This window comes from Bradyrhizobium sp. USDA 223 (genome assembly GCF_044909005.1).
GTDB lineage: Bacteria > Pseudomonadota > Alphaproteobacteria > Rhizobiales > Xanthobacteraceae > Bradyrhizobium > Bradyrhizobium yuanmingense.
Window position 1 is genome coordinate 5,711,329 of the sequence record NZ_JBIYDR010000001.1, and the last position, 23,500, is coordinate 5,734,828.

Annotated in this window: 21 protein-coding genes and 1 pseudogene; 9 read left to right on the forward strand and 13 right to left on the reverse strand. The window is 63.3% G+C overall.

Annotated features, from left to right (window positions below; translation table 11 throughout):
* The first annotated feature begins 192 nt into the window (after window positions 1-192).
* The 3 genes from ABIA40_RS26560 (at window position 193) to arfB (ending at window position 3,484) form a co-directional block, all read left to right on the forward strand.
* Window positions 193-1,587 carry a M16 family metallopeptidase gene (locus ABIA40_RS26560; protein ID WP_404544037.1) on the forward strand — a complete coding sequence of 465 codons (1,395 nt, stop codon included), beginning with the start codon at window positions 193-195 and terminating at the stop codon, window positions 1,585-1,587.
* Complete coding sequence (locus ABIA40_RS26565; protein WP_404544040.1) at window positions 1,584-2,948, forward strand: M16 family metallopeptidase; 1,365 nt, start codon at window positions 1,584-1,586, stop codon at window positions 2,946-2,948. Before ABIA40_RS26560 ends, ABIA40_RS26565 begins: the two co-directional genes overlap by 4 nt.
* A 119-nt stretch (window positions 2,949-3,067) precedes the next feature.
* Entirely contained in the window at window positions 3,068-3,484 is a 417-nt protein-coding gene (gene arfB / locus ABIA40_RS26570; RefSeq protein ID WP_036009333.1) for an alternative ribosome rescue aminoacyl-tRNA hydrolase ArfB, read from the forward strand.
* A gap of 57 nt (window positions 3,485-3,541) precedes the next feature.
* Here arfB and ABIA40_RS26575 read toward each other — a convergent pair whose 3' ends face one another.
* Complete coding sequence (locus ABIA40_RS26575) at window positions 3,542-3,850, reverse strand: hypothetical protein (protein ID WP_404544042.1); 309 nt, start codon at window positions 3,848-3,850, stop codon at window positions 3,542-3,544.
* Window positions 3,851-4,167: 317 nt separating this feature from the next.
* Between ABIA40_RS26575 and mutL the strand changes: the two genes are divergently transcribed.
* The gene (gene mutL / locus ABIA40_RS26580; protein WP_404544044.1) at window positions 4,168-5,982 is read left to right on the forward strand and encodes a DNA mismatch repair endonuclease MutL; all 1,815 of its coding nucleotides are present in this window, start codon (window positions 4,168-4,170) and stop codon (window positions 5,980-5,982) included.
* Between the two features lie 116 nt (window positions 5,983-6,098).
* Here the strand turns inward: mutL and rsmD are convergent, their stop codons facing one another.
* Complete coding sequence (gene rsmD / locus ABIA40_RS26585) at window positions 6,099-6,653, reverse strand: 16S rRNA (guanine(966)-N(2))-methyltransferase RsmD (protein WP_271539084.1); 555 nt, start codon at window positions 6,651-6,653, stop codon at window positions 6,099-6,101.
* Window positions 6,654-6,793: 140 nt separating this feature from the next.
* Complete coding sequence (locus tag ABIA40_RS26590; protein WP_271539086.1) at window positions 6,794-8,812, reverse strand: pseudouridine synthase; 2,019 nt, start codon at window positions 8,810-8,812, stop codon at window positions 6,794-6,796.
* A 117-nt stretch (window positions 8,813-8,929) separates the two neighbouring features.
* Between ABIA40_RS26590 and ABIA40_RS26595 the strand changes: the two genes are divergently transcribed.
* The gene (locus ABIA40_RS26595; protein ID WP_404544046.1) at window positions 8,930-9,388 is read left to right on the forward strand and encodes a nucleoside deaminase; all 459 of its coding nucleotides are present in this window, start codon (window positions 8,930-8,932) and stop codon (window positions 9,386-9,388) included.
* Window positions 9,389-9,535: 147 nt separating this feature from the next.
* On the opposite strand, the gene ABIA40_RS26600 is transcribed toward ABIA40_RS26595, so the two are convergent.
* Both ABIA40_RS26600 and purD read right to left on the reverse strand, forming a co-directional pair.
* Window positions 9,536-10,438 carry an alpha/beta fold hydrolase gene (locus tag ABIA40_RS26600; RefSeq protein WP_404544048.1) on the reverse strand — a complete coding sequence of 301 codons (903 nt, stop codon included), beginning with the start codon at window positions 10,436-10,438 and terminating at the stop codon, window positions 9,536-9,538.
* A 206-nt stretch (window positions 10,439-10,644) separates the two neighbouring features.
* Window positions 10,645-11,928 (reverse strand): phosphoribosylamine--glycine ligase, encoded by a 1,284-nt coding sequence (gene purD, locus ABIA40_RS26605; protein WP_404544050.1) that lies wholly within the window; start codon window positions 11,926-11,928, stop codon window positions 10,645-10,647.
* 291 nt (window positions 11,929-12,219) lie between these two features.
* Here purD and ABIA40_RS26610 point away from each other — a divergent pair, with 291 nt between their 5' ends.
* Both ABIA40_RS26610 and ABIA40_RS26615 read left to right on the forward strand, forming a co-directional pair.
* Entirely contained in the window at window positions 12,220-13,917 is a 1,698-nt protein-coding gene (locus tag ABIA40_RS26610; protein ID WP_404544053.1) for an AIPR family protein, read from the forward strand.
* 54 nt (window positions 13,918-13,971) lie between these two features.
* Window positions 13,972-14,403, forward strand: a pseudogene (locus ABIA40_RS26615) (REP-associated tyrosine transposase); the annotation flags it as partial.
* Window positions 14,404-14,675: 272 nt separating this feature from the next.
* Here ABIA40_RS26615 and ABIA40_RS26620 read toward each other — a convergent pair.
* Window positions 14,676-15,488, reverse strand: a complete 813-nt coding sequence (locus ABIA40_RS26620) for a nickel-binding protein (RefSeq protein WP_404546360.1) — start codon at window positions 15,486-15,488, stop codon at window positions 14,676-14,678.
* A 190-nt stretch (window positions 15,489-15,678) separates the two neighbouring features.
* On the opposite strand from ABIA40_RS26620, the gene ABIA40_RS26625 reads away from it, so the two are divergent.
* Together ABIA40_RS26625 and ABIA40_RS26630 are read left to right on the forward strand one after the other, a co-directional pair.
* Window positions 15,679-16,224: a hypothetical protein gene (locus tag ABIA40_RS26625; RefSeq protein WP_404544056.1), complete on the forward strand. Its 546-nt coding sequence runs from the start codon at window positions 15,679-15,681 to the stop codon at window positions 16,222-16,224.
* Window positions 16,225-16,623: 399 nt separating this feature from the next.
* Complete coding sequence (locus ABIA40_RS26630) at window positions 16,624-17,388, forward strand: IclR family transcriptional regulator (RefSeq protein ID WP_404544058.1); 765 nt, start codon at window positions 16,624-16,626, stop codon at window positions 17,386-17,388.
* A 231-nt stretch (window positions 17,389-17,619) separates the two neighbouring features.
* Here ABIA40_RS26630 and ABIA40_RS26635 read toward each other — a convergent pair whose 3' ends face one another.
* The 7 genes from ABIA40_RS26635 to ABIA40_RS26665 form a co-directional block, all read right to left on the reverse strand.
* Window positions 17,620-17,808: a hypothetical protein gene (locus ABIA40_RS26635; protein ID WP_128264838.1), complete on the reverse strand. Its 189-nt coding sequence runs from the start codon at window positions 17,806-17,808 to the stop codon at window positions 17,620-17,622.
* Window positions 17,809-18,102: 294 nt separating this feature from the next.
* Window positions 18,103-18,249: a hypothetical protein gene (locus ABIA40_RS26640; protein ID WP_271539103.1), complete on the reverse strand. Its 147-nt coding sequence runs from the start codon at window positions 18,247-18,249 to the stop codon at window positions 18,103-18,105.
* A 1,391-nt stretch (window positions 18,250-19,640) separates the two neighbouring features.
* Window positions 19,641-19,862, reverse strand: coding sequence for a hypothetical protein (locus tag ABIA40_RS26645; protein ID WP_271539107.1), 222 nt, complete (start codon window positions 19,860-19,862; stop codon window positions 19,641-19,643).
* Between the two features lie 45 nt (window positions 19,863-19,907).
* On the reverse strand, window positions 19,908-20,267 hold the full coding sequence (locus ABIA40_RS26650; RefSeq protein ID WP_404544060.1) for a DUF1488 family protein: 360 nt from the start codon (window positions 20,265-20,267) through the stop codon (window positions 19,908-19,910).
* Window positions 20,268-20,456: 189 nt separating this feature from the next.
* Window positions 20,457-21,215, reverse strand: coding sequence for an SDR family NAD(P)-dependent oxidoreductase (locus ABIA40_RS26655; RefSeq protein ID WP_404544063.1), 759 nt, complete (start codon window positions 21,213-21,215; stop codon window positions 20,457-20,459).
* Window positions 21,212-22,387, reverse strand: a complete 1,176-nt coding sequence (locus ABIA40_RS26660; protein WP_404546361.1) for an ABC transporter substrate-binding protein — start codon at window positions 22,385-22,387, stop codon at window positions 21,212-21,214. Before ABIA40_RS26660 ends, ABIA40_RS26655 begins: the two co-directional genes overlap by 4 nt.
* Before the next feature lie 147 nt (window positions 22,388-22,534).
* Entirely contained in the window at window positions 22,535-23,338 is an 804-nt protein-coding gene (locus tag ABIA40_RS26665) for an acetoacetate decarboxylase family protein (RefSeq protein WP_404544065.1), read from the reverse strand.
* Window positions 23,339-23,500 lie beyond the last annotated feature (162 nt).

The following is a 23,500-nucleotide window of genomic DNA, read 5'->3' on the forward strand; positions in this document are numbered from 1 at the left end:
GTCGCGACATTCTGACCCACGCGAAGCGAGGGTCGGCGGTGCATGTCCGCCCACCTCGTTCAAAATTGCTTATCAGTAACTTGCCTAAGCGTTGAGTTCTCTGCTTCGTGACGCGAAGCCTCAGCCGCACGGAGTAGCATGCCGTGCCCTCCGAGCCGGAGATCCGGGCTCGGCACCTCACAACCAGGGATCATGATGTCCTCTTACCGATCGGCTGCCTGCCTCCTTGCCGCGCTGCTTTCGACGAGTGTCCTTTCGGCCGGCGCCGCCCTTGCCCAGACCACGGTGACATCGGCTCCGCCCGCCAGCTTCACGCTTTCCAATGGCATGCAGGTCGTGGTGATCCCGGACCGCCGCACCCCCGTCGTCACCGAGATGATCTGGTACAAGGTCGGCTCGGCCGACGAGACGCCCGGCAAGTCCGGCCTCGCCCATTTCCTCGAGCACCTGATGTTCAAGGGCACCGCGAAGCATCCGGCTGGCGAATTCTCCCAGACTGTGCTGCGCGTCGGCGGCAACGAGAACGCTTCGACCTCGGTCGACTACACCAACTATTATCAGCGCGTGCCGAAAGAGCAGCTGCCGACCATGATGGAGTTCGAGGCCGACCGCATGACGGGCCTCGTTCTCAAGGACGAGAACGTGCTGCCCGAGCGCGACGTCGTGCTCGAAGAGTACAACATGCGAGTCGCCAACAATCCGGATGCGCGGTTGAACGAGCAGATCATGGCCGCGCTCTATCTCAACCATCCCTACGGGCGGCCGGTGATCGGCTGGCATCAGGAGATCGAGAAGCTCGATCGCGAGGATGCGCTTGCCTTCTATCGCCGCTTCTATGCGCCGAACAACGCGATCCTGGTGATCGCCGGCGACGTCGACGCCGCTGAAATCCGCCCGCTGGTCGAGCGCAATTTCGGCTCGATCCCCGCGCAGCCCGCGATCCCGGCGCGGCGCGTTCGTCCGCAGGAGCCGGAGCCCGCCGCCCCGCGCACCGTCACGCTGGCCGACCCGCGCGTCGAGCAGCCGAACATGCGGCGCTATTATCTCGTGCCCTCCGCAACCACGGCCGCGGCCGGCGAGAGCGCGGCCCTCGACGTGCTGGCGCAGCTGATCGGCAGCGGCAGCAATTCCTATCTCTACCGTGCCCTCGTGGTCGACAAGCCGCTCGCGGTCTCCGCCAGCGCCAGCTATTCGAGCATCTCGCTCGACCCGACCCAATTCGCGATCTCGGCTGCACCGAAACCCGGCGTCAGTTTTTCAGAGCTCGAGCAGGCGGTCGACGGGGTCCTTGCCAACGTCGCACAGAACCCGATCCGCGCCGAGGATTTGGAGCGGGTCAAAACCCAGCTCATTGCCGAAGCGATCTACGCCCAGGACAACCAGGCTGTGCTGGCGCGCTGGTACGGCGGCGCGCTGACCACCGGCCTGTCGATCGAGGACATCAGGAGCTGGCCCGATCGCATCCGCGCCGTCACCGCCGAGCAGGTTCGCGCCGTTGCGCAGAAATGGCTCGAGAAGAAGCGCTCGGTGACGGGCTACCTGATCAAGGACACTGTAACGGCCAAGCGCGAGGAGAAGCGCTCGTGACCTATTCCTTCCTTCGACGCGTTGCATTCTCCGTTGCCGCCGGCGCGGTCCTCGCATTCTCTGCGGTCTCGCCATCGCAGGCCGCCGCAAAGATCCAGCACCTGATCTCGCCGGGCGGCATCGAAGCCTGGTTCGTGCAGGACGCAACCGTGCCGCTGATTGCCATGGAATATTCCTTCGCCGGAGGCTCGGCGGAGGACCCCAAGGACAAGCCGGGCGTTGCCAATCTGGTCGGCTCTCTCCTCGACGAAGGCTCGGGCGATCTCGATTCCAAGACGTTCCATGAACGGCTCGACCGCCGCGCCATCGAGCTGTCCTTCAACGCCACCCGCGACACCCTCCGCGGCAGCCTGCGCATGCTGCGCGACAACAAGGACGAGGCCTTCGACCTGCTCAGGATGGCGCTGACCTCGCCGCATTTCGACGCGGCCGACGTCGAACGCATCCGCTCGCAGGTCATCTCGGGCCTGCGCCGCGAGACCACCAATCCGACCTCGCTGGCGAGCCGCAAGTTTCTGGAGCTCGCGTTCGGCGATCACCCCTACAGCCGGCAGAGCAACGGCAACCTCGACAGCGTGCCGACCATCACAATTGCCGACCTGAGGAATTATGTCGGCCGTGTCCTCGCCAGGGATGGCCTCAAGATTGCGGTCGTCGGCGACGTCGATCCGGCTACGCTCGGAAAGCTGCTCGACCACACCTTCGGAAGCCTCCCGGCCAAGGCTAATCTGACGCCAGTCCCCGACGTCGAGGCTGCAAAGCCGCCGCAACGTGCCTTCGTGACCCTCGACGTGCCGCAGACGGTGATCACCTTCGGCGGACCCGGCGTGAGGCGGAGTGACCCCAGCTTCATGGCGGCCTATGTGGTCAATCACATCCTCGGCGGCGGCGGCTTGTCATCCCGGCTCTATCGCGAGGTGCGCGAAAAGCGCGGGCTCGCCTATTCAGTGTACGAGTCGCTGCTCTGGATGCAGCACTCGGCGATCTTCATCGGCAACACCGGCACCCGCGCAGACCGTGCCGGCGACACCATCGAGGCCATCGAACAGGAGGTGCGCCGCATCGCCGAGGAGGGTCCGACGCAGAAGGAGCTCGATGAGGCCAAGTCCTACCTCAAGGGCTCGCAGATGCTGGCGCTCGACACCTCGTCCAAGCTGGCACAGGCGCTGCTGCAATATCAGCAAGACAAGCTGCCGATCGACTATATCGAGAAGCGCAACGCCATCGTCGACGCCGTGACGCTGGACGATGCCAAGGCGGCCGCCAAGCGGCTCTGGGGCCAGGGGCTGCTGACCGTCGTCGTCGGCCGGGCCCCGCAGGCCGCCGCGCAACCGGCGGCTGCGACACCGAAGTCGAACTGATCTCTTTTCTGGACATTTCCAGAATGGCCGGGCTCGTCCCGGCCATTTGCGGTTCGCGGCAGCGGCATTGCTGAAGGCAGATGTCCGCGGTATGTCCTGACATCACGAATGGTGCCAGCATGCTGCGGATATCCCGCGATCTCGTCATCGACGAGGACGACATCGAGATCGGCTTTGTCCGCGCCTCCGGCCCGGGCGGGCAGAACGTCAACAAGGTCGCGACCTCCGCGCAGCTGCGCTTCGACACGCGCAAGCTGACCTTGCCCGAGGACGCGGCGCTGCGCCTTGCCCGCATTGCCGGCCAGCGCATGACCAAGGACGGCGTGATCGTGATCCACGCCCAGCGCTTCCGCACCCAGGAGCGCAACCGCCAGGATGCCATCGATCGCCTCGTCGAGATGCTCAAGGAGGCCATGGTCCGGCCGACACCTCGCCGCGCGACGCGGCCGACCTTCGCCTCCAAGCAGCGGCGGCTCGAGGGCAAGAAACGCCGCAGCGACATCAAGGCCGGCCGCGGCCGGAGCTTCGACGATTGATGCGAAAAAACCTCCGGTCGCGCGAGCGACCGGAGGTTTGCCGTTCGCGAGCTGGCGTCAGTAGCGCTTGCCGGCCGCAGCACCGCCGGTCGCCGCGTCGTCTGCGGTGCCCTTGCGCGTCGCGCTGCCGGTGGTTCCGACGGACCCCTTCTTGCCCTTGCCCGACTTCATGCCGACCTTCTCGCCGGCTGCGCCCTGCTGTGCACCGAGATCCTCATCCTCGCTGCCTGACGCGCCGCCTTGCATGGGCTTGCTTTGTACGGTGCCGCCAGGCCTCGTCGCAGACGAGGTGCCTTGGGCGAGAACGGGCGTTGCAACGAGGGCCGCGAGAGCGCAAGCGATCGCAGAGGTCTTCACCAACTTCATCCATTTCTCCTGGAATGTCGCGATGAACCGTTCGGCTGCCTTCTGCACCGTTCGCCTGCACCGGATCGGTTCATCGCGCTGAGAGTTCGAACGGTGCGGTGTGATGCAAGCCGCGTCGTGTGGTGATCGTTTAGGGTTTTCGCGGCGCTTTCGCGGAATTGTGCTCCTCATATGCGGCGGCGCGGAACATGCCACGCATTCCCGACGGACGACGCGAGTCGAAAATGTCCCCCATTTCGGGTGTGGGAAGCTCGACCTGACCCATGCATTTGTCGCTGCGCGGCATTAGACTTGAGAATATTCGCCGAGTGAGCCTCATGCCCGTCCGCCAGCTGCCAGAACAGGTCGTCAACCGCATCGCCGCCGGCGAGGTGGTCGAACGTCCGGCGAGCGTGGTCAAGGAGCTGGTCGAGAATGCGATCGACGCCGGCGCGAGCCGCATCGACGTCTTCACCGACGGCGGCGGGCGGCGGCGGATCGGCATCACCGACGACGGCAGCGGCATGACCGCAAAAGACCTTGCGCTCGCCGTCGAGCGCCACGCCACCTCCAAGCTCGACGACGAGGACCTGCTGCAGATCCGCACGCTCGGGTTTCGCGGCGAGGCCCTGCCCTCGATCGGCTCGGTGGCGCGCCTCGCCATCACCACGCGACACGCGAGCGAGCCGCACGCCTGGGCGCTGTCGGTCGAGGGCGGCGAGAAGTCCGGGATCATGCCGGCGGCGCTGGCGCATGGCACGCGCGTCGAGGTTGGCGACCTCTTCTATGCGACGCCGGCGCGGCTCAAGTTCCTGAAGACCGACCGCACCGAAGCGGAGGCGATCCGCGAAGTGGTGCGGCGCCTCGCGATGGCGCGACCCGACATCGCCTTCACGCTCGCCGGCGAGGAGCGCGCACCGGTGACCTGGACCGCGGCGCTGCCCGGCGCGGCCGGACGGCTGACCCGGCTCGGCGACATCCTCGGCGCCGAGTTCCGCAGCCACGCCATCGAGGTCCATGCCGAGCGCGAGGGGGTCGTGGTCGCCGGCTATGCCGCTGCGCCGGCGCTCACAAAGGCCAACGCACTCGGCCAATATCTCTTCGTCAATGGCCGGCCGGTGCGCGACAAGCTCATTCTCGGCGCCGTGCGCGCGGCCTATTCCGACTATCTGCCGCGCGACCGCCATCCCGTGCTGGCGCTGTTCGTCACGCTCGATCCGCGCGAGGTCGATGCCAATGTGCATCCGGCCAAGACCGAGGTGCGCTTCCGCAATGCCGGCCTCGTCCGCGCGCTGATCGTCCATGGCTTGAAGGAAGCGCTGGCGCGCGAGGGCCGCCGCACCGCCGCCAATAGCGGCGAGAGCGCGCTGTCATCGTTCCGGCCCGCCTTCATGCCGACGCGCCCCGCAAGCTGGGACTGGCGCGCCTCGCCAGCCGCCCCGGTGGCGCCGATGCCGTCGTTCGAAGGCTCGGCTGCACCTGCGTTCACCGAACGGGCCCAAGCTGCGTTCGACGTCGGCGCGCCCAGCGCGGACGTTCGGATCGAGACGCAGCCGGTAGCTGATCTCGTCGACCGCCCGCTCGGCGCGGCGCGCACGCAGATCCACGAGACCTACATCGTCTCGCAGACCCGCGACGGCCTGATCATCGTCGACCAGCACGCCGCGCATGAGCGCATCGTCTACGAGCGGCTGAAGGCCTCGCTCGCTGCCAACGGCGTACAGCGCCAGATCCTGCTGATCCCTGAGATCGTCGAGATGGACGAGGCGACGGTGGAGCGCCTGCTGGAGCGCAGCGAGGAGCTGGCGTCGTTCGGCCTCGCGATCGAATCCTTCGGCCCCGGCGCGGTCGCGGTGCGCGAGACGCCGTCGCTGCTCGGCGAGACCAATGCCGGCGGCCTGTTGCGCGATCTCTCCGAGCACATGGCCGAATGGGACGAGGCGCTGCCGCTCGAACGCCGCCTGATGCACGTCGCGGCGACCATGGCCTGCCACGGCTCGGTGCGCGCCGGCCGCCGCTTGCGGCCGGAGGAGATGAACGCCCTGCTCCGCGAGATGGAGGACACCCCGAACTCCGGCCAGTGCAATCACGGCCGGCCGACCTATGTCGAGCTGAAGCTGAGCGACGTGGAGAAGCTGTTCGGGCGGAGGTGATCCGATGCTCTCGTAGGGTGGGCAAAGGCGCGCTCTTCGCGCCGTGCCCACCATCTTCCAAAGTCGCAAGAAATGTGGTGGGCACGCTTCGCTTTGCCCACCCTACGGCAGCGGCGCTACGGCCCTTTCAGAAACACGAACTCCGTATCGTCATACGCTCGCCGCTCCAATTCCTCGTATCCTTCCGGCGTCACGAACTGCGCGGCCTTCGCCTCCTCCACCACCAGCAGCGCGCCCGGGGTGAGCCAGCCGCCGTCGCGCAGGCTCGCGAGCGCCTTCTCGGCAAAGCCCTTGCCATAGGGCGGATCGAGGAACACCAGCGAGAACGGCTCGACGGGATGCGCGGGGCCGAGATCGGTCGCATCGCGGCGATAGACTTTTGTCACCCCGCCGAGGCCGAGCGATTCCACATTGTTGCGCAGCAGCGCCCGCGCCTCCGCGCCGTTGTCGACGAACAGCGTGAATTTCGCCCCGCGCGAGGCCGCCTCGATGCCGAGCGCGCCGGTGCCGGCGAAGAGATCGAGGACGCGCGCGTCGGGAATCGGATCGTCATAGGCGTGCACGAGGATGTTGAACACGGACTCGCGCAACCGGTCCGCCGTCGGCCGGATGTCACGCGAGGACGGTGAGGCAAGATTGCGCCCCTTCAAACGACCGCCGACGACGCGCATCACACCACTCCGTCATGCCCAGGCTTGTCCCGGGCATCCACGTTCTTCAGCCGTAGGCGCAAGCAAGACGTGGATGGCCGGGTCAAGCCCGGCCATGACGACCACTTGCGCATTGCCAGGCTCGTTCTACCCATTTGGACCTACTCGCCGTCCCGCGGCGTCAGGTCGCGCTTGCCGTGATAGCCGCGCTTGGGACGGCGCGGCGGGCCGTAGCCGCTCGCCTCCATCTCGTTGCGCTCGCGCGCCTCCTCGCTGCCGGTGCGCTGCACCAGCACGCGGCGACCCTTGCGGTCGTTGATCACCGCGCGCTTGCTGGCGGGCTTCTTCTCGCTCGCTGCGTCGTCGGCGCGCGAAGATGATTTCGAGGGCGCGTCGAACTGCGCGCCCGACTTCTCGATCACCTTGTCGCCGAGCTGCTCGCGCAGCACGCGCGCGCGGATCTCCTCGACCTGGCCTTCCGGAATCTCGCCGAGCTGGAACGGGCCGTAGGAGACGCGGATCAGCCGGTTCACCTCGAGGCCGAGATGGGCGCAGACATTGCGCACCTCGCGGTTCTTGCCTTCGCGAATCGCGAACACCAGCCAGACATTGGCGCCCTGGTCGCGCTCCAGCGTGGCCTCGATCGGACCGTACTTGACGCCCTCGATCTCGATGCCGTTCTTGAGCTCGTCGAGCTGTGCCTGGGTGACATCGCCATGGGCGCGGACGCGGTAGCGGCGCAGCCAGCCGGTGTCGGGCAGCTCGAGCGTGCGCGCGAGGCCGCCATCGTTGGTGAGCAGCAGCAAGCCCTCGGTGTTGAAGTCGAGCCGGCCGACGCTGATCAGCCGCGGCAGGCCTTCGGGCAGATTGTCGAACACGGTCGGACGGCCCTCGGGGTCGTCATGCGTCGTCATCAGCCCGCGCGGCTTGTGGTAGAGGAACAGCCGCGTGCGCTCGCGCTCCGGCAACGGCTTGCCGTCGACCATGACGACGTCGTTCTTGGTGACGTCGAGCGCCGGCGAGTTGATCACCCTTCCGTTGACGGTGACGCGGCCCTGCGTGACCATCTCCTCGGCGTCGCGGCGCGAGGCGAGACCGGCGCGGGCCAGCACCTTGGCGATGCGCTCGCCGGCCTTCTTCGGCTTCGGTGCGTCGTCGCGGCGCGGCCGGCCCTCGAAATCACGATCGCGCTCGCGATAGGCGCCGCGGCCGCCGAAGGCGGGACGCTTCTCGAAGATCCTGCTGTCGTCCTCATTCTCGCGGCGCGGACGATCGCGGAAGCGGCCCTCGTTGCGCGGATGCTCCTGCCAGTCCATGCGGCCTTCGGGGCGCTGGCGCGGCCGATCGAACTTCGGACGGTCACCGCGTTCGCTGTCGCGGTCACGGGGCCGATCGAATTTCGGCCGCTCGCGGAACGGGCGGTCACCGGATGCGCGGTCGTCGCGCGAACGAGAGAAACGCGGACGTTCATCGCCACGACCGCCCTCACGGCGATCGTCGCGCTGACGCCAGGGCTTCTCGTCGCCGCGATCGCGGCCGCCGAAATCCTTGTCGAAGCTCTTGCGCGGGCGATCCCCGCGCGGTGCGCGATCACCGCGATCGAAATTCGGGCGGTCTCCGCGTGGCTTGAAGCTGCGTTCGCCACGATCCTCGCGCGGCCCGCGATCCCCACGGTCGCGTTGGCGATCCCCACGGTCGCGTCCGCGATCCGGCCCGCCCCGCGAAAATTTCCGTTCGCCGTCGAATTTGCGCTCCGGGCGGTCGCCGCGCGGCGCGTAGGGCTTCTTCTCGCCGAACTTCCTGTCGCTGGAGCGGCCGGCCGAGCGTGCATCGTCGCGATCCCTGCGCGGCGGACGATCGTCGCGGCCAGATGACGGACGATCGCCGCGCGGCTTGAAGCTGCGCTCACCGCGGCCCTCGCTGCCGCGGTCGTCGCGCTTGAAGCGGGGACGGTCACTGAAATCGCGGCGCGGTGCGTCGCCTTCCTCGCGGCGGCGGAATGGACGGCTGTCGCGGTCGCCACGCGGCGGGCGGCTGTCGCGCTCACGCTTACCCCCACCCTTGCCCTCGAAGCCGCGCTTGGCGAATTTCTTCTCTGGCCCGCGCGGCTTGCCGCTACGGCCTTTGGCCGGGCCTCGCCGGCCGCGGGAATCGTTGTCTTTGTCGCTGTCGCGAGGCATGACTAATCTCACTTAAGGGGTGGCGCGAGCATTGTGCGCGCTCGCTGCGAGCCGCATGCTCAGGCAAAATCGGTATCCACTCTTGCTGAAGGCGGAGCTAGTAGCAGGTTTCTGGCGATGATACGAGGCATGAAAGCCCCTTCTTTCATGGATTTGGCGCTTCTGGCGGCCGAAAATGCCGGAAAAGCGGGCGAAGTTCCGATCGGATGCGTGGTGGTCCGCGATCACGAGGTGATCGCCACCGGCGCTAACCGGACGCTGACCGACCACGACCCGACCGGCCATGCCGAGATCATCGCGCTGCGCGCGGCCGCGGCGAAGATCGGCAGCGAGCGCCTGGTCGACTGCGACCTCTACGTGACGCTGGAGCCCTGCACCATGTGTGCGGGCGCGATCTCGTTTGCAAGGGTGAGGCGGCTCTATTACGGCGCGGCCGACCCCAAGGGCGGCGCGGTGGAGTCAGGCGTGCGGTTTTTTGCCTCGCCGACCTGTCACCACGCGCCGGACGTCTATTCCGGCGTCGGCGAGAGCGAGGCGGCGCGGCTGCTGAAGGAGTTCTTCCGGGAGCGGCGGTAGGAGCTACGCACTCCACTGTCATGCCCAGGCTTGACCGGGGCATCCAGTACGCCGCGGCCTGTCGAGTCGATCGCTGGCGTCACGGAGTACTGGATCGCCCGCGTCAAGCCAGGCGATGACAGTTGTGGGTGTGGCGCACCGCGGTGCCTAAGCCGAGAAGAACTCGCGCAGCGCCCTCGCGGTGACATCCGGATTCTCCTCGGTGAGGAAGTGCCCCGAATCCACCGGCATGCCATCGACGTTGGTGGCCCATTGTGTCCACGTGTCCAGCGGCGTCGCGGCGGCCTGGGCGATGCCGGCATTGCCCCACAGCGCCAGCATCGGAATGGTGATCTTCTTGCCGGCCTCGAAATCGGCCTTGTCGAGGTCGTAGTCGAAATAGGCGCCGGCGCGGTAGTCCTCGCACATCGCATGAATGCGGGCGGGATCGCGAAACGGGGCGAGGTAATGCTCGAGCGCGCGCGGGTCGATCGCATCCAGCGTCTTCGACCTGGTCTGGCTCGCCATCTTGAAGCGCAGGAAGAACTCGCCTTGGCCTGCGATCAGCGTCTCCGGCAGCGGATAGGGCTGGGCCAGGAAGGTCCAGTGATAGATCTTCAAGGCGTAGGCGCGGTTCATCCGCTCCCAGTAATTATAGGTCGGCAGGATATCGAGCACGGCGAGCTTCGACAGCCGGCCAGGATGGTCGAGCGCGAGCCGATACGAGACGCGGCCGCCGCGGTCGTGGCCGGCGAGCGCGAAATGCACGTGGCCGAGCCGCTCCATGACCTCGACCATGGCTTTCGCCATGGCGCGCTTAGAGTAGGGGATGTGCAGCGCATCGCTCGCGGGCATGTCGGACCAGCCGTAGCCGGGCAGATCGGCGATGATCAGCGTGAAGTGCTCGGCGAGCTCAGGCGCCACCTGGTGCCACATCACGTGGGTCTCGGAGAAGCCGTGCAGCAGCAGCAGCGGCGGGCCCTTGCCGCCGACGCGGGCGAAGATGCGGCCGAACGAGGTATCGATCCATTCGGCGGCGAAGCCCGGATAGAGGTCGGCGAGATCGGACATCTTGTTGCATCCTTGTTGGTCGGTCCCGGGGCCGGCCTCGACAACAAAGTGTCGAAAACAACCCCATGCACAGTACCGGTATTATCGTCGGGGCAACTAAGCCCAACAGACAATTGCATATTTTGGAGTGTAGATGTGGCGGCGCGGTGACGCGAATGTCGAGATTTCCGGATCGGCGCGTTGGCGCGCCGTCCGCAATGACGACGCTAATTTTTGGCCTTTTCCGCCTCCACCGCCTGCCAGCCGATGTCGCGGCGGCAGAATCCGTCCGGCCAGTCGATGCGGTCGACGGCCTGATAGGCGCGTGCCTGCGCTTCCGTCACGGTCGCCCCCAGCGCGCAGACATTGAGCACGCGGCCGCCATTGGCGAGGATCGCGCCGTCCTTCTCAACCGTGCCGGCGTGAAAGATCTCGACATTGTCGACCTTGGCGGCCTCCTCCAGCCCGCCGATGCGGGTGCCCTTCTGGTAATCGCCGGGATAGCCCTTCGCGGCCATCACCACGGTGATGGCGGATTCCGGATACCAGCGCAGATCGAAATGCTTCAGCTCCCCGTCGCAGGCGGCGAGCAGCGCCGGCACGATGTCGCTCATCATGCGCAGCATCAAGACCTGGCACTCGGGATCGCCGAAGCGGACGTTGAACTCGAACAGTTTTGGGCCCTGCGTCGTCAGCATGATGCCGGCATAGAGCACGCCGCGGAACGGCGTGCCGCGCTGCTTCATGCCAGCGACCGTCGGCAGGATGATTTTGGCCATGATCGCGTCGTGGACGGCGGGCGTGACCAGCGGCGTCGGCGAATAGGCGCCCATGCCGCCGGTGTTCGGGCCAACGTCGTGGTCGAACACGCGCTTGTGGTCCTGGGCGGAGGCCAGCGGGATCGCCGTCTCGCCGTCGCACAGCGCAAAGAAGCTGATCTCGCGGCCCGGCAGAAACTCCTCGATCACCACCTCCGCGCCGGCCTCGCCGAAGGCGCCCTCGAACATCATGGCGATGGCGTCCTCGGCCTCGCGCACGGTTTTCGCGACGACGACGCCCTTGCCGGCGGCAAGGCCGTCGGCCTTGACCACGATCGGCGCGCCCTGGCTCTGCACATAGGCGCGCGCGTCGTGGGCATTGGTGAATCGCTCATAGGCGCCGGTCGGAATGCCGAACTCGGTGCACAGCGCCTTGGTGAACCCCTTGGAGCTTTCGAGCTGGGCCGCCGCCTTGCTCGGCCCGAACGCCTTGATGCCGCTAGCTGTGAGATCATCGACGATGCCGGCCGCCAGCGGCGTCTCCGGCCCGACCACCACGAGCTCGACCGCGTTCTGTTTGCAGAAGTCGATCACCGCGGCATGGTCGGCGACATCGAGCGCCACGCATTCCGCCTCCCTGGCGATGCCGGCATTGCCGGGCGCGCACCAGAATTTGGTCACCAGGGGAGAGGCTGCGATCTTCCACGCCAGAGCATGTTCGCGGCCGCCGGAACCGAGCAGGAGAATGTGCATAGGAGGCTCAGAAATGAAGGGTTTGCTGGGGCGGAGGTCGCATGAATCGGGGTGGGGCTCAAGGGGGATGGGGGGCGAGCTCCCTTCCATTCTGAGGCCCCAAGGAACGCCATTAGCACCGCAGCCCGATAAGGTGTGCCGTCTTCCGCAACCAACTTAGAGGTTCAAGATCTCCTCGACGACTGTGTGAATATCAGGGACAGGCGCTTCACAGTTCGAGCACTACCCTGCATTGTGCCCGCCTTATGACTCGCGAATCAGCCCCTCCAAATCAGAACGTGGCGACATCAAATGGATATGATAACCGAAGGACTGCTGGCTGAGTTCTCCAAGGAATTTCAAATTGGCGCCCTAACGGAGGACAAGCGATTTGAGCACCTCTGCGGGTTCATTGTTGTAAAGCGTCATTACTCAGAGACTTTCGATCCAAAAGACATTGTCGTAGGTGCGGGCGGTGACTTAGGTATCGACGCCATTGGAATTGTCGTCAATGGTGTCCTAGTGACTGACAAAGATCAGTTGGAGGACATGCTCGATGGCAATCCCGACTATTTGGACGTCACTTTCATATTCGTGCAAGCGGACCGAGGTGCAAATTTTGAGGCCGCTAAACTTGGGAGCTTTGGTTACGGGGTAGGAGAGTTCTTCAATCCCGCAACCAAGGAGCCTCGAAATCCACGCATCTCAGATTCTGTTGAGATAATGCGCGCGATCTACGCGAGGAGCAGCAAGTTCAAGCGAGGCAACCCCGCTTGCCTGCTCTACTACGTGACTACGGGCAAAGTAGTCGGAGACCTTTCGCTCGGGGCAAGAGCTGAGAAGGTGAAAGAAGAACTAACTTCGCTCGAATACTTTAGCGTGGTAGAGGTCACGCTGATTGGCGCAGCGGACATCTTGAAGCTGTATACGTTTTCCAAGAACTCCATCTCGCGAGAGTTTTCATTTCCCAGCCGACAAGATATTCCCGAAATCCCAGGCGTAAAGGAAGCGTTTGTTGGCTTCATACCCGCGCTGCATTACCTCCCCATAGTCTGCGATAATGACGAGATCGTCCGGAGCGTCTTCTACGACAACGTTCGAGACTGGCAGGGGTACAACGATGTTAACGACGAGATCCGTGCGACACTCGGGTCAGATCGCCGGAGGCGCTTTGTCCTGATGAACAACGGCATCACGATTATAGCTAGAAACATGACGCACACCGGAAGCAAATTCGTTATTGAAGACTTTCAGATCGTAAATGGGTGCCAAACAAGCCACGTTCTCTTCGAGAATAGGCAGCATTTGGATGAATCTGTGCTCGTGCCTCTACGTCTCATTTGGACGCAAGACGAGGAAGTGATTGAAGACATCATTCACGCGACAAACAAGCAGACAGAAGTCACTACCGAGCAGTTCTTTGCCATCACCACTTTCGCAAGACATCTCGAAGCATTTTTTAAGAACTTTCCGGAAGGCAAGAGGCTCTACTATGAACGGCGCTCGAGGCAGTACGATGGTCTGCCGGTCGAGAAGACGCGCGTTGTACCGCAGACAAGCGCAGTCAGGGCTTTCGCCGCCATGTTCCTTGCCGAACCTCACAACACGGTTCGAAGCTACAAGAAACTTTCAGAACGAGTTGGCAACGATATATTCATCCAAGAACACAAGCTATATCCGTATTACACTTCGGCATATGCTCTTTACGTTTTGGAGTATCTGTTTCGCAATCAGAAGATCGACAGCAAGTACAAGGTTGCAAGGTTCCAAATATTGTTGGCTGTTCGGTTGCTTGGCAACAAGATCCCAACACCAAAGTGGAACGCAAACGCGATGGATAAGTATTGCGAGGCAATCTGCGAGAACCTTTGGGATCCCTCGAAAGCCGATGTGCTCTTCGATCGCGCATTGAAAGCAATCGATTCGGTTTCTGGGTCGAGTTTGGATCGCGACAAACTCCATACAACAAAATTCACCGAGGACCTCATGATATACTGCGCGACGCAGTGAGAGGTAGACACACACCTTAGAGCGTTCGATGCAATGGCTATTCGAGGCGTAGCGCGCGGAGCGTTTCCCGAAACGCGGCGGCGACATCCGTTCACGATCGATGCCATCGTGGTGCTGCCTGACCACCTTCACACCGTGTGGACGTTACCGGAAGGTGATGCCGATTTTGCGATGCGCTGGCAGCTGATCAAATCCAGCTTTTCGCGCGGGCTGGCGCGCAATGAGAAGATATCCCAAAGCCGCTTGGCTTGAGGTGAACGGGGCATTTGGTAGCGCAGATATTGGGAGCATACCATTCGTGACGACGTCGATTTCGCGCGGCATGTCGACTATGTTCACATCAATCCGGTCAAGCACGGGCTCGTCAACCGGGTGCGTGACTGGGCACCCTCCTCGTTTCATCGCCACGTCAAGCTTGGCAATTACCCGGTCGATTGGGCTGGCGATCATTCGGATGACGGCCGCGGTTACGGTGAGCGGGAATAGAGCAGCGATGGGTTTCGCAAGGGCTCAACCCATCCTACGAACTGGAGAGAGCGTGGATCCTCAAAGAAACAATATTCAACAGGCTAAGTCCCCTTGCCTCCGCGCAAGCGGGAGAGGTGAACGATCCGCAGCAATCCCTTCCAGCCGAAGCCAACCCGCCAGGACGTGTGCTTATAAGCGGCTCGGCGCGTGAGGTCCACAGCGGCGGAGAAGCAGCAATCTTCCAAGGTCGCGCAAGGGCCAAACGCAGACGTCGCCAGTAGTCGCGACCGTTAACGCCATTCGATTCCGTATGCATCAATGGGCTGCTGAAAGCCTTTGAGATGGTAGGCACCCAAGCTTGACACTTGCACGCGATCCCGGATGCAATCCTGTACAGCCTTTGACACCAGAATGGCATCGGGGTCGGCCAACTGACACAAACGAGCGGCCAGTTGAACGGTCGCACCGAAAAGGTCGTTGCTGTCAGCAATCGGCTCGCCGACATCGATGCCAATTCGCACCTGAAGCTTCTCCTTGCTTGCCAGATTGAAGGCTTCAAATGCACGCTGGATGGCGCGGGCGCATTGCACGGAGGCCAAGGCGTCGGCAAAGGATGCCATGATACCATCGCCGGTGTGCTTCACGACATACCCGCCCTCGTCCTTCAAGGCCCGGCGCACCAGCGCGTCATGAGCCCGAACCATCTCCACCGAACGGGCATCGCCAAGACGCTCCGTCATGCTGGTAGAGCCAACGATGTCGGTGAACATGATAGCTCGCAGCGCCGAATCGAATTTGACATCATCTGCCCCGCCGCCAGGGACCGGGTCCGACACCCTCCCCAGAAACGCCTGGACCGCCGAGAGGTCCACTTCGATGACATCTTTCGCTACGTCGCCGTGAGCTTCGTCATGAACCCTCATCGCCGTTCGGATATCCGGTGCGTCGATGAGACAGAAGCCCGTACCGCGCGATTCATCAAACCAGTACGTTAGAAAACGAACGCCGTATCGATCTTGCACTTCCAAATCTTTGCGATGCGCCTCGGCGATATCGGCGGCAGTCAGCCCCGAGAGATCGTGTCGATCGAGGAAAATTGGCATCGGCAGCACCCTATCCCAATTCTTCGAAATATGGCCTGAAGTCTGCACCAAGCTTGCAGTTCCCGAAAGGGCCAATCCCTGCGTCCTGATGTCAGCCGGGGCCAACAGGCGGCATTGTAGACGCCGCAACGCCTGGACTTTGCGATTCCAGGAGAAGCCTTCGAGGGAGTCCCTGTGATATTATGATCCGATGCAGCTTATCTTCATCTATGGGCAAGTCGCCTCGGGAAAACTGACTATCGCGCGCCATCTTGCCTCGCGGACAGGGATTGCGCTGTTTCACAATCACCTCGTCGTCGACGCAGTTGGCGCGGTATTTCCGTTTGGCACAGAGGCATTCTCGCGTTTACGTGAGCAGTTCTGGATGGCTATGTTCGAGGAAGCCGCCAAGCAGAAGCGATCGCTGATATTCACATTCGCCCCCGAGCCAACGGTGGCCGGCGATTTTCCGGTCCGCGTACAAGAACTAGTGGAGCGGAATGGCGGCGAGGTCATCTTCGTCGCACTTCACCTGGAACAGGACGAGCAAGAGCGACGCCTGATCGATGAAGATCGTGCCGCCTTCGGCAAGATGCGGGATCTATCGCTGCTTCGCACACTCCGACCGCAGTTCGATGCCTGCATGGCATCAATGCCCCAGCCCGCACTCACCCTCGATGCAGGTCATCTGAAGCCGTCCGAGAGTGCCGAGGCTATCTCAAGCCTGATCTCGGCAAAGCCCACGAGAGAGACCTAGGGCGAGTTGCAGCCCGTAGGATGGGTTGGGCCCTTGCGAAACCCATCGCGATTTCGCGCGGCATGTCGACTATGTTCACATCAATCCGGTCAAGCACGGGCTCGTCAACCGGGTGCGTGACTGGGCGCCCTCCTCGTTTCATCGACCACGTCAGGCTTGGTAAATTACCCGGCCGATTGGGCCGGCGATCAGTCGGATGACGGCCGCGAATACGGAGAACGCGGATAGAGCAGCGATGGGTTTCGCAAGGGCTCAACCCATCCTACGAACTGGTGGATGATCTCGTCGAACTCGGCCAGGCGCTGCCGGCGATCGACTTTTCGCCGTGCGAGCAATCGGCTACACGGAAATTGCATTTCCACCGTGCGCTCGCAGGCGCTGATCCAACAAGGCCTAGGGATGACTGAGAAGCCGCAGCCGGGCGCGCCCGCCCTGGAAAAGGGGCTGGACCTTCTGGAGGCGCTGGCGGGCGCGGCGCGCGGACTGAGCCAGAAGCAGCTCGCCGAAACCGTCGGCCGCTCCGTCAGCGAGATCTTCCGGATGCTGGTGGCGCTGGAGCGGCGGGGCTATGTCGCGCGTGACCCCGCGACCGGCGAATACACGCTGACGCTGAAACTGTTCCGGATCGCCTCGCAATTCCCGCCGACCGAGCGGCTGCTGAAGGCGGCGCTGCCGGTGATGGAGCAGCTCGCCTCGCGTGTGCAACTGTCCTGCCACCTCACGGTGCTGCACGGCGAGCAGTTCATGGTGATCGCCCGGATCGAGCCGGAATGGCTGATGGGCTGGTCGGTCAAGGTCGGCGCGGTGTTTCCGCTGACGCAGCAATATGCGTCGGCGAAGGTTCTGGCGGCCTTTCAGCTCGAGGGCCGGCGCCAGGAGCTGGCGCAGGTCATGGCGACCAACGACCGGATCAGCATCAAGAAGGCGCTTGCGGCGCTCGACCGCATTTCCGCAGAGGGAGGAAACTTCTCCAATGACGACGGCTATACGCGCATCCTTGCCTATAGCTGCCCGATCATTGAAGCCTCAGGCCGCGCGGTGGCCGCGATGACCGTGCCGTTGGTGCGGCAGGATCAAATCCCCGCTGCGGAAGCCAGCGCCATCGCCGCGGAGTTGCGGAGCGCGGCGAGGATCGTCTCCGAGAAGATCGGCGGCGTTTCCTGACGTATGCTGGGAGCAGGCTCCATTGCTGCAACGATGGAGCTGCACTCCCTCTCCCGCTTGCGGGAGAGGGCTGGGGAGAGGGTGTTTCCGCGATGGGACACTACCCCAGAGGCGAAAGCCTTCACCCGCGCGTTGCGCGACCTCTCCCGCATCCGCCTTCGCCAGAAGGCGGGCTTCGGCGGACAAGAGCGGGAGAGGTTGCACCGAGCCCGCAGAAACGGTCTGCTGCTTTCACCCTTTTTGTTTCTGTTCTGCGCTTTTTCCATCGGAGCTTTTGGAGCGCTCTTCGAAACGATCGGCCCCCTTAGGCAGATCGTGCCCCATCTTGCTCTCGTTTTTCGCTTCTTCCTTGGACGTTGCTTCACGCAAGCCTTCAGCGGCCTGTTTCCCCGCCTTTGATGATTTTCGTTCGTCATCCATTGGTGGCTCCTCCCTGATCGAGACGCCTCCCAGGAAGCTCGCTGGTCTATCCCGGATTGGGCGTACCAACGTTCCAAGCAGATCGGCGAGACATTGTTCCCGCTGTCCGGTGAGGCTGTCAGTCGAGCCGCGGCACATGCCAACCGAACAGCGCAGGCCGGCATCGATGCGCTCAGCACGCTTCGACGGGCCCAACAGCGCTCGAATGTCTGCCTTGGGTCAAGGCCGGCGTCGCCGGATTAAGCGACAAGGTCAGCTACACATCAAAAGCAGACGTTCACTCTCTTCAGGACTTCAGACGCCCCGTCTTCTGATCTCGTCCTCGATTTCTTTGAGCACCTTGAGGATTTCGGGACCATCCATGTCGTCAAGCGCGGCGCGCTTAAAGCGCTCAACGATCGTCAGCTCAGCCTTCGAAGAAGGTCCAGCCCCGCTTTCCATCGCCGTCTCCCTTTCCGTAAGTTCGTGGCTTCAATCGCGTGACCGAGAGCCGAGATGCTCCTGCTTTCGTCCCTGGGGCTAGTGACGGGGCCTGTCCCTGTTCTTCTGGATGGGAGGCGTGCTTGGATTTAGCTTGCTCCGGAAGTGGTTCAGGACGGCGTTGATAGCCCAGTCGCTCTTGTTCGCCACCCTCGTTCGAAAGTCGATTATTCTCTTCACGCGATTGCGTGCACGGGATTGAAGGTGTCCCATCATGTCGGAGCCCGCAGACCCGGCGACGAAACCCACTGGTTAATGTGAATAGCCACTTCGGCCTGACGAACCTTCTGCAGCAAGTCGTCCCTGTCCTTGCCAGGCCGCAGTCTTTCGGCCTGATCGCGCCCGCGTTGCGCAAATTGGGAAAGCCGTTCTGAAAGTGTCAAAATCCGAGATTGCATAGTGCTGCTCCCTGTCCGGTTGGGCGGGAGCACAATACTCTCAGTCACCGATAGAAGCCGTGGGCCGAGCGGTGATGAAGCGACTAGACACCCTATTCGGCAGGGAGTCGACCAAATTCGGTCGGGGCGCTTCGAATTGTCAATTCGCTGTACGAAGTAGGTAAAACAGCGCGCTATTTCCCTCGAGCTGGGCCGTTTCGCGCGAAGTCTCATGGCCGCTCATCAGCAGGGCGTCGTCTTCCCAAACCTGCCACTCCCACTTCTGCGGGAGAAGAGCGTCCAGCCTCACCTCAAGCATGCGCCTCGCGGGAATTTTGTGGGCCATACAGCGTATATCCGCTCTCAGTCACCGATATATGCTACTGGCCTTGCGGTGATGCCGAAACGCTAGCACGGCACTAAGGTATTGTCTGTACAGATGTTGCCGCTTGCGAGCGGCAACAGCACCATAGGGCTTGGGCTATTGCTATCGTCCGCTCCCTTCAAGGCAGTGGATCGTCGACCGGTCGTTCGGGGTGCCAGACGATCGGTACCGGCTTCCGAAGAAGTTCATACGAGCGGGCAAAGTTGCGTCCGAGGTTGTTTACTCCCCTCAGGAGAGCCCTAGCGCCATCGAAAGGATCGTGAGGAGACCGATGGCGGCTATTGCCCCAGCCAATAGCATCATCATCCACGTAGGACGATTACTGAACATTCCCTGCGCCTCCGGTGCAGCTCAACGTAGGCAACTACGTGGGTCGAGAGGCTGTTTGATCTAAATCAAAAGTCCATGTGTCCCGTTAAACCCCGGGTCTGAGTCCTTCAGGATTGCAGGACCTTAAAGACCACAGTGGTCCGTCTTCTTATCTCGTCCTCGATTTCTTTGAGCAACTGGAGGAGCTTGGGGCCATCCAATTCTTCGCGCGCGGCGCGCATATAACGCTCCACGATTTTGGCTCGGCCGTCGAAATAGTTTCAGCCACGTTTTCCATCGCCGTCTCCGATCCGGTTAAGGTCTGCCATCGGCCGGCTTTGCTCATTCTCGCGCCGTGTGCGCTCTGCAAGCTCGGCCAGTTGCATGTACTCGCGTGCCATCGTCTCAAGCTCCCGCTTGGCTTCGGGATTGCCGGTTTGAGACGCCTGCCGCCGGCACAGCACTTCAAGCGAGCGATAGGAATAGTTGGGTAGGTAATCCATCCGGCCAGTATGATTGGCAACCGCGGTTAGGGTCTTTCACTTGCGTTACAAAGTGAGCAGTTCCGGGGTCACTATCACTCGGTTCCTGCACGGAACAATGTTGTGCTCGCCTCCGGCTACTCGATCCACTCCCCTCGCGGCTGCGGCGGGGTACAGCCCCCAAACAACGGGCATCTCCTCGCCAGCATCGTACCGTTCGCTTGCGATCTTCTCGATGACTAGTCGATGCTTCCTAAAGGTGGCTGCGATGTCGTTCGGCTCGGCTCCATCGGCAATCGCGCGGTCGGGCAAGGCGGACCACTCAACTTTGCAGACAACACGATCGTCGCCATCGAACATCGAGAACAGGACCGCTTCGGGCTGCTTCTCCTCGAAATGACCCGATGGATCAGGCGAAAGCGGCATCTCGGTTCTCCTGCGCTTAACGCCGAAGAACGCTGTGTCGCTCTGGTTCGTTCCTGGTGCCGTCCACTCCCTTCAAGGCAGTGAACGGAGCTTAAGGTCAGGCAGGGTCACAAGCGGTAATGCTTAGCCGATCACGAGATTTTCCGCTTCGTTCCTCCGGAGGCAGACATGCTCTGATGCGTACTCGCCTTACGCCAGCGTCATCCCGCCATCCACGACCCAAGCGGCACCGTTCACATGCGCCGCCTCGTCAGAAGCCAGGAAGGCAACGACGTTGGCGACATCCTGCGGCCGCCCATGGGCGGTCGCAACGTTTCGGCGCAACGCAATGGCGCTGTCACGCGCCTGGCCTTCCAATGCACGGATCATGCGCGACTCGACCGGGCCGGGCAGAACGGCGTTGACCCTGATCCTCGTGCCGGCGACATCGAGCGCCGCCGTTCGTGTCAGCCCGAGAACGGCGTGCTTGGAGGCGACATAGCCGGCGAGCCCTGCGCGCCCCCGGATCGCGGAGGTCGATGCGGTGTTGATGATGGCGCCCGTCCCACGCTGCATCATCCTTACGATGACGTGCTTGAGGCCGAGAAACACGCCCTTGACGTTCACCTGCAGCAATTGATCGAAGGTCTCGTCAGGGTATTCGTGAAGAGGCGCGACGACGCCCTCGATGCCGGCGTTGTTGGCGAAGGTGCCGATCGGCCCCAGGCGTGCCTCGGTCGCCTCGATGAAGGCGATGGTATCCTGAGCGAGCGAGACATCGGCGCGGATGGCGAGCGCCCTCGCCCCGGTCTGCTCGACCAGTTGGGCCGTGCCGCGCGCAGCCGCTTCGTCGCGATCGACGATCGCGACCGCAGCGCTCATCCGCGCCAGCCTCAACGCAATGGCGCGCCCGATATCACCGCCGCCGCCAGTGACCAGCGCGACCGGCGGCCGGCCGGTGCCGCTCACGACTTGGGGAATTCGCAGCCGCCATCCGCCAGCGGCCGCCAGGCCTCGGCCGGCGCGATGGTCTTGACCAGCTTGTAATAGTCCCAGGGATATTTGGAATCCGCGGGGGCCTTCACCTCGAACAGATACATGTTGTGCAGCTTGCGGCCGTCGGCACGGACGCTGCCCTTGCCGAACAGGGGATCATCGGTCGGCAGCTTCTTCATCTGCTCGACGACGGCCTTGCCGTCGCTGGAGGCGCCGAGCGCATCGACGGCCTTGAGGTAGTGCAGCGTCGTGGCGTAGGCGCCCGCATGCAGCGCGGTCGGATAGCGGCCGTTGTTGCGCGGCGCGAAGCGCTTGGTCCAGGCGCGGGTGTCGTCATTCAGATCCCAGTAGAAGGCTTCGGTGAACTGCAGCCCTTGCGCAATCTTCAGGCCGAGCGAATGCACGTCGCTGAGATACAGCACCGTCGCCACCACGCGCTGGCCTCCTTGCGGAATGCCGAACTCGACCGCCTGCTTGATGGAATTGATGGTGTCGCCGCCGGCATTGATCAGCGCGATGATCTCCGCCTTCGACGACTGGGCCTGCAACAGGAAGGACGAGAAGTCCTGCGTGTTGATCGGCGTGCGCACGCCGCCGAGAACCTTGCCGCCGGCTTTCTGCACGACGTTCTTGATGTCGCCTTCCATGGCATGGCCGAAGGCATAGTCCGCGGTGAGCAGGAACCAGCTCTTGCCGCCGCTCTCGACGACGGCGCGCGCGACACCCGACGACAGCGCATAGGTGTCGTAGGTCCAGTGCACGAGGTTCGGCGAGCACGCCTTGCCGGTCAGGTCCGACGAGGACGCGCCGGACACCAGCAGCGTCTTGTTGTTCTGCTGCACGATGTTGCGCACCGCGAGGGCGACGGCCGAGTTCGGTGCGTCGACGATGACATCGACGCCTTGCCGATCGATCCATTCGCGCGCGATGTTGGCGCCCACATCTGCCTTGTTCATGTGGTCGCCGCTGATGATCTCGATCGGCCGCGTCATCTTGGGCCCTGAAGCCTGGAAATCCTCGACCGCCATTTTGGCCCCCAGCACCGAGCCCGGACCGGTGACATCGGCATAGAGGCTGGACATGTCCGTCAGCACGCCGATGCGGAGCGGCTTTGCTTCCTGCGCCCGTGCACCGAACCCCGTCATGCCCAGCGCCAATCCGCCGGCGCCGGCCAGCAGCCGGCGGCGGCTCACCCGATATCGTCCAGCCATGTTTAGGCCCTCCCTTGCCTTGTGCGTTCTTCCCAATGTTTGCCGCCCGCACGTACATCGCATGCAGGCTGATCTTGTCGTTCAGGGCGTGAGGCGCTCGATGAGCCTGCGGTCCTCGACCTCGAATCCGCCGCCATAGACGTCAGACACCATGAAATGCGCGCCGAGGATTTCCGGCTCGAGCTCGGCAATCGGATCGTACGCGCTGGCGTGCAGCGTCATCGCGGCGCGACCCGGCACCGGCTTGGAGTATTTCAGCGGCGTGCGGCGATAGGCGATGTCCGCATAGGCCGTGCCGAGCCGCTCGGGATGCGGCAAACGGCGCACGTGGATCTCGCCGGCCGGCAGCTCGTCGCCGTCGACGATGCGGACGACCGGCGCGGACGCATCCGGCGTGAAGGTGAAATCGGCGAGCGGTATGCCGCGGCGCCGGACCCATCCGGTGATCGATCCGTCAGGATGCTCGTCGAAGGCGTAATGCGCATCCTTCTTGGTGTAGCCGAACACCTCGCGCCCGGCACAGATCCCCATCGGATCGCTGCAATACATGAAGATATGCGTTTCGGTGAACAGCCCCTTGTAGCGCACGGGCACCGAGATCATCAGGTCGAACATCTCGCCCGCGTGCACGGCAAGGGAATGGCCGGGCGAACGCATGAAGCGGAAGGCGACGCGGTCGCTGGCGATCTCGAACGGCGTCTCGGCGAGCAATGTCGCGACCTTGCCGGGCGCGACACGGGTCATGATCTCGACCGTCCGCAAGGTGCAGCCCCACTCCACCGGGTATGCCGGCGAATAGGGCGGATTGACCCCGCTATTCGGCTTGAGCCGGTACTGCCCGAACATGCGTCCGCGCGGATCGTCGGGATCGGTGACGACGGTCATCAGGAGCCGCTTCCTCGTTTTATTTATGATTTTTAGATTTCATATATGAAAGTCAGTGGAAGTCAAGCGATGGCCGTGGGGCAGTTCCCCAAGCCACCGAATCGATTGGCGCTGGCCTGCGAAAATCCCTAACGTCGCCCTCGACCCCAAAATGCCGAATCG